This window comes from Aromatoleum tolulyticum (assembly GCF_900156155.1).
In the GTDB taxonomy this organism is placed as follows: Bacteria; Pseudomonadota; Gammaproteobacteria; order Burkholderiales; family Rhodocyclaceae; genus Aromatoleum; species Aromatoleum tolulyticum.
The window spans coordinates 187,554-200,487 of the sequence record NZ_FTMD01000001.1; the positions used below are offsets into that span (position 1 = coordinate 187,554).

Below are 12,934 nucleotides of genomic sequence, written 5' to 3' on the forward strand. Positions count from 1 at the left end.
CCGGTGGACACGCCCTTCGTTCGTCAGGCGCCACTGTCCGGCGCCAGCCCCCCCTCCTGCCGCACGATTTCCTTCGCCCCCGCGTCGATTGCGGGAACGCACGCCCTTGCCCCGCACTCATACGAGCGGATGCTTCATGCATGCCGCACACCGCACGCGCCCCGGGCGCAAGGAATGCGTATGCGCAGAACGATATGGGCGCTGCTTGCGCTCGCACTGCTGATCCTCGGCTTTCTGCTGCTCACCCGCCCCGCGGCGGCCGCGCCGGCTGGCGGCGAGGTCGTCGTGTTGCGCATCGAGGGCGTGATCGGACCGGCGACCTCCGACTTCTTCGCACGCGAACTCGCCCGCGCGCGGGTGCGCGAGGCCGGCCTGGTGGTGCTCGCGATGGACACGCCGGGCGGGCTCGACACCTCGATGCGCGCCATCATCAAGGACATCCTCGCCTCGCCGATCCCCGTCGCCACCTGGGTCGGCCCTGAAGGCGCGCGCGCCGCCAGCGCCGGCACCTACATCCTGTACGCCAGCCACATCGCGGCGATGGCACCCGCCACCAACCTCGGTGCGGCGACGCCGGTAGCGATCGGGATGCCCGGCGCCAAGCCGGAAGACGACGCCGCGCGCAAAGACAGAGCGGACGACGGCGCCAAGGACAAGGACGGCAAGAGCGCCGCGGGCATCGGCGATGCCATGATGGAAAAGGTGCGCAACGACGCCGCCGCCTACCTGCGCAGCCTCGCGCAACTGCGCGGGCGCAGCGGCGACTTCGCCGAGCGTGCGGTGCGCGAGGCTGCCAGCCTGTCCGCGGACGAGGCGCTCGCCGGGGGCGTCATCGACCTGATCGCCGCCGACCTGCGCGAACTGATGACGAAACTCGACGGCCGCGAAGTGAAACTGGACGGCGGGCGCACGCAGCGCCTGTCGACCGCCGCCGCGACGATCACCGAAATCACGCCCGACTGGCGCATGCGTGTGCTCGCCCTGCTCTCCAATCCCCAGCTCGCATTGGTGCTGATGATGATCGGCATCTACGCGCTGTTCTTCGAATTCACCAGCCCCGGCTTCGGCGTGCCGGGCGTGGCGGGCGCGATCTGCCTGCTCGTCGCGCTGTACGCCTTCCAGCTTCTGCCGGTGAACTGGGCCGGCGTCGCGCTGGTCGCACTGGGCGCGATCCTGATGCTCGCGGAAACCTTCCTGCCGAGCTTCGGTGCGCTCGGCGTCGGCGGCATCATCGCCTTCGTCGTCGGCGGACTGTTCCTCATGGACACCGAGGCCCCCGGCTTCGGCATTCCCCTGCCCTTCCTGCTCGGGCTCGCCGTCGCGAGCGCGCTGACGATCGCGGCCGTCGGCAGCTTCGCCGCCCGCACACGCCGACGCCCCGTCGTCAGCGGCCGCGAGCAGATGACCGGCATGGTCGCAACGGTCAGCACCGTCACCCCGGAGGGCGCATGGGCCCTCGTCCAGGGCGAATCCTGGCGCGTGCGCAGCGATTCGCCCCTCGCACCGGGGGATCGCGTACGCATCACCGCCCTCGACGGGCTCACCCTGCACGTCGAGCCGCTCACCCCCGATCCGGTCAATCGCCGCGAAGGAATCCCGCCATGATCTTCGATCTCAACCTGGGCCTCGGCACGATCCTCCTCCTGCTCGTCGCGCTCGTCGCGAGTTCGCTGCGCATCCTGCGCGAATACGAACGCGGCGTCGTGTTCATGCTCGGCCGCTTCTGGAAGGTCAAGGGCCCCGGCCTCATCATCGTGCTTCCGGGCATCCAGCAGATGGTCAAGGTCGACCTGCGCGTCGTCACCCTCGACGTGCCCGCCCAGGACGTGATCTCGCGCGACAACGTCTCGGTGAAGGTCAATGCGATCATATTTTTCCGCGTCATCGACCCGCAGAAAGCGATCATCCAGGTCGAGAACTACCTCGTCGCCACCAGCCAGCTCGCGCAGACGACGCTGCGCGCGGTGCTCGGCAAGCACGAACTCGACGAGATGCTGGCCGAACGCGAGCGCCTCAACCTCGACGTGCAGCAGATCCTCGACGCGCAGACCGACGGCTGGGGCATCAAGGTCGCGAACGTCGAGATCAAGCACATCGACCTCAACGAGAACATGATTCGCGCGATCGCCCGCCAGGCCGAGGCGGAACGCGAGCGGCGCGCCAAGGTGATCCATGCGGAAGGCGAAAAACAGGCCGCGGAGAGCCTCATGAACGCCGCCGAAATGCTCTCGCGCGAGCCCGCGGCGATGCAGTTGCGCTACCTGCAGACCCTCACCCAGATCGCCGGCGACAAGGCTTCGACGATCGTGTTTCCCGTCCCGGTCGACCTGCTGAAAGGGCTGCTCGCCGAGGCGTCGCGAAAGACGCCGCCGGATTGATCAGGGCAGCACCATCGCCAGCGCGATCGGCAGGAACACCACCGCCGCGACGTTGCCGATCAGCACCATCGACGCGACCGCCTCCGGCTCCTGATGGTAGCGCTCGGCGAAGATGTAGTTCAGCACCGCCGGCGGCAGGGCGCCGAACACGACCACCAGTGCGCGCTCCTGCGCCGGCAGGTCGAACACCTGCAGCACCGCAAACGCCAGCAGCATGCCCACGACGGGTCGCGCGACGGCGGCATACAGGCCCAGGCCGAGCGAGGCGATGCGCGAATCGGTCAGGCGCACCCCCAGCGCGAACAGCATCAGCGGGATCGCGATGTCGCCCAGCATCTTGGTCGCAAGCATCAGCGGCGGCCACACCTCGATGCCGGCGATGCCGACCGCGAGCCCGGCCAAGGTCGCCAGCACCGACGGCACCCGCCACACCGTCCACACCTTGATGCGATGGTCGAGCAGCCACGCGCCGAACGAGAAGTGCAGCAGGTTCGACACCATGAACATCACCACCGCCGGGGCCAGCGCCGCGTCGCCGAACGCCAGCACCGCCAGCGGCAGCCCCAGGTTGCCGCAATTGTTGAACATCAGCGGCGGCACGAAGCTCTTCGGCGCGATGCCCGACAGGCGCGCGAGCACGTAGCCGGCCGCACCCGAACCGACCACCAGCAACAGCGTCGCGACGGTCAGCGAGCCGAACTCGGCGATGCGGAACTCCTTGTTCGCAAGCGCCGCGAAGATCAGCGCCGGGATGAACACATCCATGTTGAGCTTGTTCGCATGCGACAGATCGGGCCGCATGCGCCTGCCGACGAAATAGCCGAGAGCGGTCAGCGCGAACAGCGGAAACAGGATCGAGACAATGCGAATCAGCATGAAAGACGGGCGGGGTCCGGTAATGCGCTGCGGACGGCACAGATGAAAAAGGGCCCGACCGGGCCCTCGCGATGAGCGGGGGGAGGCTCAGAAACGTGCGCCGATCACGAACTGGTGCAGGTCGATACCGTCGTTGGGCATCTCGATGTCGCCGTTCGAATAATGCGAGTAGCGCCAGCCCATCGAATAACGCCCGGCGAACTCGACACCGAGTCCGGCGTGCTGCGAAAACTGGAAGGTCGTCGAGAACACCTTGGGCCCCAGGTGCGTGCGGCTCAGGAGCGCCGCACCAAGCCCCAGTTCTGCGTAGGGCTGGAAATTTCCCTTGCCGCGCACCATGCGCAGCATGCCGATCGCCCCCGCCTGGTTCAGCGTGTTCGGGCCGGCACTCGAACCACTGTAATGAAAGCGGCTCAATTCCAGTTCCGGATGCACACCGGCATGCCACGCGCCCCAGTCGCGCTCCCACACCGGACCGAGGCGCACGGACAAGCCCGTGCGTTCGTAGTTGTCATGCTCGCCGTGGAACACGCTGACCGCCGGCTCCCCCGCCGACGCGACACCCGCCGCCAGCATCGAAGCCGCCATGCACATCCGGAACGTCATTCAGCACCTCACAGGACGTAACGCGCGAGATCCTCGCGCTGGGCAAATACATCGAGCCGCACATCGACATAGGCGGCGTCGATCAGCACCTTGCCGAGACCGCTCTTGCCGGCCTCGAAGGACACTTCCTCGAGCAGCCTCTCCATCACCGTGTACAGCCGGCGCGCACCGATGTTCTCGGTTTTCTCGTTCACCTGGAAGGCGATCTCGGCGAGGCGCCGAATCCCGGCGTCGACAAATTCCAGCGTCACCCCGTCGGTCGCGAGCAGCGCCTGGTACTGGCGCACGAGGCAGGCATCCGTCTGCGTCAGGATGCGCTCGAAATCCTCCACCGACAGGCTCTCCAGTTCGACCCGGATCGGAAAGCGGCCCTGCAGCTCCGGGATCAGGTCGCTCGGCTTGGACAGGTGGAACGCGCCGCTGGCGATGAACAGGATGTGATCGGTCTTGATCATGCCGTACTTGGTCGACACCGTCGTGCCCTCGACCAGCGGCAGGAGGTCGCGCTGCACCCCCTGGCGCGACACGTCCGCGCCGTGCACATCCGAACGCGCAGCGATCTTGTCGATCTCGTCGAGGAACACGATGCCGTTCTGCTCCACCGCGCGGATCGCCTCCGCCTTGATCTCCTCATCGTTGATCAGGCGTGCGGCCTCCTCGTCGGCCAAGGCCTTCAGCGCTTCGCCGATCTTCATCTTGCGCAGCTTCTTCTTGCCGCTGCCGAGGTTCTGGAACATGCCCTGGATCTGCTGGGTCAGCTCCTCCATGCCGGGGGGTGCGAAGATTTCCGCCGTCATCGCATGCGCGGCGACCTCGATCTCGATCTCCTTGTCGTCGAGTTCGCCCTCGCGCAGCTTCTTGCGGAATTTTTGCCGCGTCGCCGTATCCTGCGTCTCGGGCTCGGCCGCGAAGCCGACCGGTCGCGCCGCCGGCAGCAGCGCGTCGAGCACACGATCCTCGGCCCCGTCCATCGCCCGGTCGCGCACCGTCTTCATCGCCCGTTCGCGGCCGTCCTTGATCGCGATCTCCGCCAGATCGCGGATGATCGTTTCCACGTCGCGACCGACATAGCCCACTTCGGTGAATTTCGTCGCCTCGATCTTGATGAAGGGTGCGTTCGCCAGGCGCGCGAGCCGGCGCGCGATCTCGGTCTTGCCGACGCCGGTCGGCCCGATCATGAGGATGTTCTTGGGCGTGATCTCGCTGCGCAGCGGCTCCTCGACCTGCGCACGCCGCCAACGGTTGCGCAGCGCAATCGCAACGGCCTTCTTCGCCTTGCCCTGTCCGACGATGTGCTTGTCGAGTTCGGAGACGATCTCCGGCGGGGTCATCTGTGTCATCCCTCGATCACCTCGATCACGTGGCTCTGATTCGTATAGATACACAGATCGCCGGCGATCTGCAGCGACTTGCGCACGATTTCCTCGGGCGGCAGGTCGGTGTTCTCCAGCAGTGCGCGCGCCGCCGACTGTGCATAGGCGCCGCCGCTGCCGATCGCGACGATGCCCTGCTCCGGCTCAAGCACGTCGCCATTGCCCGTGATCACCAGCGAATTGTCGCGATCCGCGACCGCCAGCATCGCCTCCAGCCGCCGCAGCACGCGGTCGGTACGCCAGTCCTTGGCGAGTTCCACCGCGCTGCGCAGCAGGTTGCCCTGGTGCTTCTCCAGCTTCGCCTCGAAGCGCTCGATCAGCGTGAAGGCATCGGCCGTACCGCCCGCAAAGCCCGCGAGGATCTTGCCTTGGTAGATCGGCCGCACCTTGCGCGCCGTCGCCTTGATCACGATATTGCCCAGGGTGACCTGGCCGTCGCCTCCCAGCGCGACACGATTGCCGCGGCGCACCGAGAGGATCGTGGTGCCGTGATACTGTTCCATTCGATTTTCCTTGAGTCCGAAAGGACGGCGAATCCGGTCAGCTGCGCAGCAGCACCACTGCGACCTGATCGACGCCCATCACCCGCAGCAAGGCCGCGACCATCGCGTTCACATTGCGCAGCACGACCGTCTTACCCTGCGCCTGCAGGGTTGCAAGAATGTTGAAAAGCGTCCCCGCGCTGACGAAATCGATGCGGCGCAACTGGCCGCAATCGACCTCGACACTCTGCAGGCCGCTCGCGTGCGCCGCCAGCTTGCGGATCTTCTCGACCGCCGCGCTGGTGATCTCGCCGTCGAGTACGAAATCCTCGCTCGCGGGCGCATCGAGATCGAGCGCGACCTCCTGGACCATCGTCGTCGACGCCGCCTGAGCAACCCGCGCCTCCCAGGACGGGGGCGACTCCTCGAAGGTGATCGCGTAGTCCACCGCCAGGTTTTCGAAACGCTCCTGCTCGCCGGTGTGCTGCAGCATCTCCAGCAGCAGCAGCCAGATGTCCCGCCCGCTGGGTTCGCCCGTGCGCACCTGTCCGGCCAGCATCTCCGCGAGCTGGCCGCAGTTCAGCAGCGACACCTTCACGCGCTCCGCCGCGAATTCGCGCAGCACGTTGCGGAACAGCGTGCATCCGTTCTCATCGACCGCGCGCAGACGCCCGAGATCGATGCGGATCGCGCCGCTCTTCTTGCCGATGATGCCCATCTGCTGGAATTGCGCCGCGGCCTGCCCGGAGAGACTGCCCGCCATGTTCACCATCGGCGCGACGTTCGAGCGCGTGCCCTCCGGCGCACTCGACAAATCCATCCACGGCGGCGGCGACCGCTCGAAGCGCGTCGCATAATCCAGCACCCGCGCCTCGAAACGCTGGCGCTGCCCGGTCAGCCGGTACAGGTCCAGCAGCATCATCCACAGGCCCTCGCCCGCATGGCCGCCCTGCCCGTCCAGCACCGCATTGAGCGCCGCCTCGGCTTCCGTCGTATTGCCGTTCGCGTACAGCACCGCGGCTTCCTCGTACGCAGCACCGATGCCGGCCGCCATCTCCTGCACCTCGACCTGACCGGCGCAGTGCGCTAGCGCGTGCGTCGGGTCGCCGACCGAAAAATCCAGCGTGGACAACTCGGGCGGCTCCGCCGCGGGCGCAGCCGACGAGGGCGCCGTACCGGCCGACGCACCGGGCTGCGTGCCGGGAGCAGGCTTCTTGCCGAAGAATGGAAGAACCACGTTACGACCTGTGCGAACGGAAATGGACTAGTCGGGGATGTGGAAGGATAGCATTTCGGACCCGGCTCTTGCGCCCCCTGCTGCGGCGCAGTCGGACGCCAGGCCGACCACACCTTACCTTTTGCAAAACAGTCCGGACATCGCGGGTATAACAGATGGCGCGCCGTCGGCTAGAATGCTGCGATGCACACACCTCGCCCGTCGTCGATCTCCGGCGAAAACTGCGTATTTTCGCTGCCGGTCCGCGTGTATTACGAGGATACCGATGCTGCCGGAGTCATCTACTACGCCAACTACCTGCGCTACTGCGAGCGAGCCCGCACCGAATGGCTGCGCGCCGCAGGCTTCGAACAGCAGGCGCTACTGACCGAACAGCGCATCGGTTTCGTCGTCCGGTCGGTCACAGGCGATTATCTGTCAGCCGGAATGCTCGATGATGCGTTACATGTCACGGCGGGCGTCGAAACGCTCCGCGGAGCAAGCCTGGTGTTCGTGCAGAAGGTGATGCGCGGCGACGAAGTCCTGTTCCGCGGCCGCTTCGTCATCGCCTGCGTCGACCTCGACAGAAAACGCCCGACCCCGCTCCCCGCAGACATGCGCACAAAACTGGAAAAACTCGTACAAGCATGACCGCCACTCACGATCTATCGATCATCAGCCTCATCGGCCAAGCCAGCGTCCTGGTGCAGGTCGTCATGGCCCTGCTCGCAGGCCTGTCGCTCGTCTCCTGGTACTGGATCTTCCGCAAGTCCTTCCAGATCCGCGCCGCGCGCAGCAAGACCAACGGCTTCGAACGCGACTTCTGGAGCGGCGGCGACCTCAACTCGATGTTCCAGTCGGCCGCCGCCGCGCGCCACGAAACCGGCGGCATGGAGCGCATCTTCGAGTCCGGCTACCGTGAATTCACCAAGCTGCGCAGCAAGAGCCACGACAACGCGTCGATCATCGACGGCGCCCGCCGTGCGATGCGCGCGACCTACCAACGCGAGGTCGACGACCTCGAGGCACATCTCGCCTTCCTCGCCTCGGTCGGCTCCGTATCCCCGTATATCGGCCTCTTCGGCACCGTGTGGGGCATCATGAACGCCTTCCGCGGCCTGTCGAACGTCAGCTCCGCGACCCTCGCGAACGTCGCCCCCGGCATCGCCGAGGCGCTGGTCGCCACCGCGATCGGCCTCTTCGCCGCGATCCCTGCAGTGGTCGCCTACAACCGCTTCGCGCACGACATCGACCGCATCAGCATCCGCTTCGAGAGCTTCATGGAAGAATTCTCGAACATCCTGCAGCGCCAGTTGCGCTGAGCGGGAGGAAACACCGATGCGCCAGCGCCGCCTGATGAACCAGATCAACGTCGTGCCCTACATCGACGTGATGCTGGTGCTGCTCGTGATCTTCATGGTCACCGCGCCGATGATCCAGACCGGCAGCGTCGATCTCCCCACCGTGGGCGGAGTGCCGCAACCGCCGGCCGAAGCGATGGTGGTCTCCGTGAAGAAGGACGGCTCGCTGACCTTCAAGGTCACGAGCAACTCGACCGAGCAGAAAATGAGCAACACCGAGCTGCTGCGCGAACTGCACAACGCGCTGCAGCGCAATCCGCAGCAGCCGATCCTGGTCGCCGCGGACAAGCAGGTGTCGTACGAACGAGTGATGGACACGCTGGACAGCATCCGCAAGGCCGGCTTCCAGAAGGTCGGCCTCCAGACGAGCACCAGCAGCACCCGATGAAAGACACGCACCTTGACCTGCAGCGCGACGAGCCCGGCAAGTGGGCCTCGCTGGCGCTGACGGTCGTCGTTCACCTGGGCCTCGTCGCCTTCCTGATCTTCGGCATCCGCTGGCAGAGCAGTCCACCGGCGGCGCTCGAGGTCGAACTCGTCGCCCCGCCGTCGTCCGTAACGGCTTTACCGCCACCCGCGCCGGAAGTCCGACCGGAGCCGAAACCGGAACCCAAGCCGGAGCCGCCCAAGCCGGAGCCGCCCAAGCCGGAACCGAAGCCCGAACCCAAGCCCGAGCCGAAGAAACCCGAACCGAAGCCGGACATCGCGACCAAAGTCCCCGAAGTCAAGAAGCCGCCCAAGCCGGAACCGAAGCCCGAGCCAAAACCGGAACCCAAACCCGAGCCGAAAAAGCCCGAGCCCAAGCCGGAACCGAAGAAGCCCGAGCCCAAGCCGGTCACGCCGCCCAAGGACGATTACCTCGCGCAGAAACTCGCCCAGGAAACGGCGCAGACCCGCGCCCGCGCCGATCTCGAACGCACGATGCGCGAGGACGCGGCACGTTCGTCGGCCGCGCGCACGAAGGGCGCCGTCGACGCCTACCGGAACGCGATCAGCACCAAGGTGCGCGGCAACCTGCTACGCCCACCCGGCCTGAGCGGCAACCCCGAGGCGGTATTCGAAGTCGATCAGCTCCCCAGCGGCGAAGTGCTCGCGATCCGCCTCAAGCGCTCCTCGGGCGTCGCCGCGCTCGACGATGCGATCGAGCGCGCGATCCGGCGTTCGAGTCCGCTGCCGCTGCCCAAGGAGCCGGAACTGTTCGAGCGCACCCTCGAACTGCGCTTCCGGCCGCTCGAGGAATGAAGGGACCACGACGGAACCCCATGACGGAACCAAATCGAATCACTTGCGATCTTTAAGCATCGCGTTCGACTCCATTCGTTATAATTCGCCTTTAGGCAAGCCCTAGCCATGAGAAAATTCCTCTCCGCATACCGTCTGCTCATCGCTGCCGCGCTGACCCTCGTCAGCGCCCTCGCGCATGCGCAGCTCTCGATCGAGATCACGGGCGCCGGCGCGAGCCGCTTCCCCGTAGCGATCCCCGTATTCGAAAACGAAGGCAGCCTGCCGCGCGGCGTCACCGACGTCGTGCGCGCCGACCTCGAACGCAGCGGACTCTTCAGCCTCGTCGACATGGGCCTCGCCGCCTTCCCTGTCACAGCCGTTCCCGACATGGCCTCGATCCGCGGTCGCGGCGCGGACGCGGTGCTCACCGGCAGCATCTTCCAGCAGGGCGACGGCCGCTTCGAAGTGCGCTTCCGTCTCTTCGACACGCAGAAGCAGACCGAACTGGGCGGACTTTCGATGCGCATGGCCCCGGCACAGAACCGTGCCATCGGCCACAAGATCGCCGATTTCGTGTATGAGAAGCTCACCGGCCAGCCCGGCTACTTCTCGACCCGCATCGCCTACGTCGTCAAGAGCGGCCCGAACGCGGCACCGCGCTACGAACTGCAGATCGCCGACGCCGACGGCATGAACGCCGCCACCGCGCTGGCGTCGCGCGAACCCATCATCTCGCCCGCCTGGGCACCGGACGGGCAGCGCATCGCCTATGTGTCCTTCGAAGCCAAGAAGCCGGTCATCTACGTGCACACGCTGGCCACCGGGCAGCGCCAGGTAGTCGCCAACTTCAAGGGCTCCAACTCCGCCCCGGCCTGGGCACCGGACGGCCAGCGTCTCGCCGTCGTGCTCACGAAGGACGGCCAGTCCCAACTCTACGTCCTCAATGCCGACGGCTCCGGCGTGCGCCGCCTCGCCACGTCGCCCGGCATCGACACCGAACCCGCATGGTCGCCCGACGGCGCGTGGATCTACTTCACCTCCGACCGCGGCGGCAGCCCGCAGATCTACCGCACCTCCTCCAGCGGCGGCAGCGCCCAGCGCGTCAGTTTCGAAGGCAGCTACAACGTGACCCCGCGCCCCTCGGCCGACGGCACGAGCCTTGCCTTCATCACGCGCAACAGCGGGCGCTTCCAGGTGGCCATCATGGACCTCGCCACCCGCCAGACCACGATCCTCACCGACTCGGCACGTGACGAGTCGCCCAGCTTCGCGCCCAACGGCCGCATGATCCTCTACGCCACCGAAACCGGCGGACGGGGAGTGCTTGCAGCAGTTTCGTCCGATGGCCGGGTGAAGCAGCGCCTGTCGGTGCAGGCCGCCGATGTCCGCGAGCCCTCATGGGGCCCGCAGATCCGGTAACTCCCTCCCGCAAGCAACAACACTGTTCGACTAGATCAGGAAACCCCCATGAAAAAAGTGCTCGTCCCCGTCCTCCTTTCCACCCTTCTCGCCGCATGCAGCAGCACCGGCACCTTCGACCAGCCCGCCGGCGGCGCGGCTGTCGATGAGCGCAGCCAGGGCGCCGGCGCCGGCGTCGCCACCGTGACCGCCCCGAGCGCATCGGGCTCCGGCATCGCCGCGCTGACCGATCCGAAGAACATCCTGTCCAAGCGCAGCGTGATGTTCGACTTCGACAGCTACGTCATCAACGACGAGTTCCGTCCGCTGGTCGAAGCGCACGCCAAGTTCCTCGTCCAGAACCCGACGATGAAGATGCTGATCCAGGGCAACGCCGACGAGCGCGGCAGCCGCGAGTACAACCTGGCCCTCGGCCAGAAGCGTGCCGACGCCGTGCGCAAGGCCCTGACCCTGCTCGGCGCCAAGGAAGCACAGATCGAATCCGTCAGCCTCGGCGAAGAGAAGCCGCGCTGCACGGAAGCGACCGAAGCCTGCTACGCGCAGAACCGCCGCGGTGACATGCTCTACTCGGGCGAATTCTGATGAAGCGCCTCCTGCCGCTCGCTGTCGTTGCCGCCCTGTCGTACGTCGCGCCGTCCCACGCGCTGTTCGACGACGAGGAGGCGCGGCGCGCAATCACCAACTTGCGCACGGACATCACCCCCCGCATCGAACGGCTGGAGGCCAGCAGCCGCGGGCAGCTCGAACTGGCGAACCAGAACGAGCTGCTTCGCACCGAAGTATCGAAACTCCACGGACAACTCGAAGTCCTGCTGCACGAGATCGAAGCGCTGAAGCAGCGCCAGCGCGATTTCTATGTCGATCTCGACAATCGCGTGCGCAAGCTCGAGACCGCACCGGTCGCGGCCGCACCGGAAGCCCCCGCACCCGATCCCGCAGCCGAGTCGCGCGACTACGAAGCCGCACTGAATCTGCTCAAGGAAGGCAAGTACAAGGAAGCGCAGACCGCCTTCGACCTGTTCATCAAGCGCTACCCGCGCAGCGGCGTGCAGCCCGGCGCCCACTTCTGGGCCGGCAATGCCGCGCTGCAGGCGAAGGACGTCGCGGTCGCCAACAACTATTTCAAGAGCGTGCTGACGAACTGGCCGAACGACCCCGTCGCGCCCGACGCCATGCTCGGCATGGCCAACTGCCAGCAAGCCCTCGGCGACGCCAAATCGTCGCAGGAAACGCTGAAGAAGCTCGTCGAACGCTTCCCCGACAGCTCCGCAGGCAAGGCGGCCAAGCAGCGCCTCGCACGCAAGTCCTGAAGTCCGCATGACCCTTCCCGAAACCGCCGGCCCCAGGCTGCGGATTACCGAGATCTTCGCATCGATCCAGGGCGAGTCGACGCGCGTCGGCCTGCCCACGGTGTTCGTACGGCTGACCGGCTGCCCGCTGCGCTGCAGCTGGTGCGACACCGAATACGCCTTCCAGGGCGGCGAGAACCGCAGCATCGCCGAAGTCCGCGATGCGGTCGCCGCCCACGGCATCCGGCACGTGTGCGTTACCGGTGGCGAGCCGCTGGCGCAGAAATCCTGCCTCGCGCTACTCGCGGCATTGTGCGACGCCGGCTTCTCGGTGTCGCTGGAGACCAGCGGCGCGCTCGATATCGCCGCAGTCGATCCGCGCGTGTCGCGCATCATGGACCTCAAGGCCCCCGGGTCGGGCGAGGTCTCGCGCAACCGCTGGGAAAACCTCGCCCACCTCACCGCGCACGACGAGATCAAGATCGTGCTGGCCGACGAGGCCGACTACGCCTGGGCGAAGGCCCAGATCGCACTGCACGGCCTCGGCGGGCGTTGCACCGTCCTGCTGTCGCCGGTGCAGGGCAGCCTCGACCCCACCCTGCTTGCCGAGTGGATCGTACGCGACCGCCTGCCGGTGCGCTTCCAGCTGCAACTGCACAAGATCCTGTGGAACGACGCCCGGGGACGCTGAACGCCCGCGCGCCGCGCTC

General features: G+C 66.7%; 15 protein-coding genes. 10 read left to right on the forward strand and 5 right to left on the reverse strand.

Features of this window, described 5'->3' with window-relative positions; genetic code table 11:
• The first annotated feature begins 180 nt into the window (after positions 1-180).
• Both BW991_RS00810 and BW991_RS00815 read left to right on the forward strand, forming a co-directional pair.
• Positions 181-1,605 (forward strand): NfeD family protein, encoded by a 1,425-nt coding sequence (locus BW991_RS00810; RefSeq protein WP_076600199.1) that lies wholly within the window; start codon positions 181-183, stop codon positions 1,603-1,605.
• Positions 1,602-2,378, forward strand: coding sequence for a slipin family protein (locus tag BW991_RS00815; protein WP_076600200.1), 777 nt, complete (start codon positions 1,602-1,604; stop codon positions 2,376-2,378). The genes BW991_RS00810 and BW991_RS00815 overlap by 4 nt, the downstream gene beginning before the upstream one ends.
• Here the strand turns inward: BW991_RS00815 and BW991_RS00820 are convergent, their stop codons facing one another.
• The 5 genes from BW991_RS00820 to BW991_RS00840 form a co-directional block, all read right to left on the reverse strand.
• On the reverse strand, positions 2,379-3,254 hold the full coding sequence (locus BW991_RS00820) for an AEC family transporter (protein ID WP_076600201.1): 876 nt from the start codon (positions 3,252-3,254) through the stop codon (positions 2,379-2,381). It lies immediately after the preceding gene.
• A gap of 87 nt (positions 3,255-3,341) precedes the next feature.
• The gene (locus BW991_RS00825) at positions 3,342-3,860 is read right to left on the reverse strand and encodes an acyloxyacyl hydrolase (RefSeq protein WP_076600202.1); all 519 of its coding nucleotides are present in this window, start codon (positions 3,858-3,860) and stop codon (positions 3,342-3,344) included.
• 8 nt (positions 3,861-3,868) lie between these two features.
• A complete protein-coding gene (hslU, locus tag BW991_RS00830; protein ID WP_076600203.1) occupies positions 3,869-5,200 on the reverse strand; it encodes an ATP-dependent protease ATPase subunit HslU in 1,332 nt (443 codons plus the stop codon).
• Positions 5,197-5,736, reverse strand: a complete 540-nt coding sequence (hslV, locus tag BW991_RS00835) for an ATP-dependent protease subunit HslV (protein WP_076600204.1) — start codon at positions 5,734-5,736, stop codon at positions 5,197-5,199. Before hslV ends, hslU begins: the two co-directional genes overlap by 4 nt.
• A gap of 37 nt (positions 5,737-5,773) precedes the next feature.
• A complete protein-coding gene (locus BW991_RS00840) occupies positions 5,774-6,952 on the reverse strand; it encodes an STAS domain-containing protein (RefSeq protein ID WP_076600205.1) in 1,179 nt (392 codons plus the stop codon).
• A 183-nt stretch (positions 6,953-7,135) separates the two neighbouring features.
• Between BW991_RS00840 and ybgC the strand changes: the two genes are divergently transcribed.
• The 8 genes from ybgC (at position 7,136) to queE (ending at position 12,915) form a co-directional block, all read left to right on the forward strand.
• Positions 7,136-7,582 (forward strand): tol-pal system-associated acyl-CoA thioesterase, encoded by a 447-nt coding sequence (gene ybgC / locus BW991_RS00845; RefSeq protein WP_076600206.1) that lies wholly within the window; start codon positions 7,136-7,138, stop codon positions 7,580-7,582.
• Positions 7,579-8,253, forward strand: coding sequence for a protein TolQ (tolQ, locus tag BW991_RS00850; protein ID WP_076600207.1), 675 nt, complete (start codon positions 7,579-7,581; stop codon positions 8,251-8,253). Before ybgC ends, tolQ begins: the two co-directional genes overlap by 4 nt.
• Positions 8,254-8,269: 16 nt before the next feature.
• Positions 8,270-8,680 carry a protein TolR gene (tolR, locus tag BW991_RS00855; protein WP_050417714.1) on the forward strand — a complete coding sequence of 137 codons (411 nt, stop codon included), beginning with the start codon at positions 8,270-8,272 and terminating at the stop codon, positions 8,678-8,680.
• Positions 8,677-9,534: an energy transducer TonB gene (locus BW991_RS00860; RefSeq protein WP_076600208.1), complete on the forward strand. Its 858-nt coding sequence runs from the start codon at positions 8,677-8,679 to the stop codon at positions 9,532-9,534. The genes tolR and BW991_RS00860 overlap by 4 nt, the downstream gene beginning before the upstream one ends.
• A gap of 108 nt (positions 9,535-9,642) precedes the next feature.
• The gene (gene tolB, locus BW991_RS00865) at positions 9,643-10,935 is read left to right on the forward strand and encodes a Tol-Pal system beta propeller repeat protein TolB (protein WP_076600209.1); all 1,293 of its coding nucleotides are present in this window, start codon (positions 9,643-9,645) and stop codon (positions 10,933-10,935) included.
• Between the two features lie 48 nt (positions 10,936-10,983).
• Complete coding sequence (gene pal / locus BW991_RS00870) at positions 10,984-11,517, forward strand: peptidoglycan-associated lipoprotein Pal (RefSeq protein ID WP_076600210.1); 534 nt, start codon at positions 10,984-10,986, stop codon at positions 11,515-11,517.
• Positions 11,517-12,245 (forward strand): tol-pal system protein YbgF, encoded by a 729-nt coding sequence (gene ybgF, locus BW991_RS00875; protein ID WP_076600211.1) that lies wholly within the window; start codon positions 11,517-11,519, stop codon positions 12,243-12,245. The genes pal and ybgF overlap by 1 nt, the downstream gene beginning before the upstream one ends.
• Positions 12,246-12,252: 7 nt before the next feature.
• Entirely contained in the window at positions 12,253-12,915 is a 663-nt protein-coding gene (gene queE, locus BW991_RS00880; RefSeq protein WP_076600212.1) for a 7-carboxy-7-deazaguanine synthase QueE, read from the forward strand.
• Positions 12,916-12,934 lie beyond the last annotated feature (19 nt).

Excerpts from the sequence above, each read along its gene's own strand:
- BW991_RS00815 (WP_076600200.1), top strand. The coding sequence starts at position 1,602 with ATGATCTTCGATCTCAACCTGGGCCTCGGCACGATCCTCCTCCTGCTC.
- BW991_RS00810 (WP_076600199.1), top strand. The coding sequence starts at position 181 with ATGCGCAGAACGATATGGGCGCTGCTTGCGCTCGCACTGCTGATCCTC.
- tolR (WP_050417714.1), top strand. The coding sequence starts at position 8,270 with ATGCGCCAGCGCCGCCTGATGAACCAGATCAACGTCGTGCCCTACATC.
- tolB (WP_076600209.1), top strand. The coding sequence starts at position 9,643 with ATGAGAAAATTCCTCTCCGCATACCGTCTGCTCATCGCTGCCGCGCTG.
- ybgC (WP_076600206.1), top strand. The coding sequence starts at position 7,136 with ATGCACACACCTCGCCCGTCGTCGATCTCCGGCGAAAACTGCGTATTT.
- BW991_RS00825 (WP_076600202.1), bottom strand. The coding sequence starts at position 3,860 with ATGACGTTCCGGATGTGCATGGCGGCTTCGATGCTGGCGGCGGGTGTC.
- ybgF (WP_076600211.1), top strand. The coding sequence starts at position 11,517 with ATGAAGCGCCTCCTGCCGCTCGCTGTCGTTGCCGCCCTGTCGTACGTC.
- pal (WP_076600210.1), top strand. The coding sequence starts at position 10,984 with ATGAAAAAAGTGCTCGTCCCCGTCCTCCTTTCCACCCTTCTCGCCGCA.
- BW991_RS00820 (WP_076600201.1), bottom strand. The coding sequence starts at position 3,254 with ATGCTGATTCGCATTGTCTCGATCCTGTTTCCGCTGTTCGCGCTGACC.
- queE (WP_076600212.1), top strand. The coding sequence starts at position 12,253 with ATGACCCTTCCCGAAACCGCCGGCCCCAGGCTGCGGATTACCGAGATC.
- hslV (WP_076600204.1), bottom strand. The coding sequence starts at position 5,736 with ATGGAACAGTATCACGGCACCACGATCCTCTCGGTGCGCCGCGGCAAT.
- hslU (WP_076600203.1), bottom strand. The coding sequence starts at position 5,200 with ATGACACAGATGACCCCGCCGGAGATCGTCTCCGAACTCGACAAGCAC.
- BW991_RS00860 (WP_076600208.1), top strand. The coding sequence starts at position 8,677 with ATGAAAGACACGCACCTTGACCTGCAGCGCGACGAGCCCGGCAAGTGG.
- tolQ (WP_076600207.1), top strand. The coding sequence starts at position 7,579 with ATGACCGCCACTCACGATCTATCGATCATCAGCCTCATCGGCCAAGCC.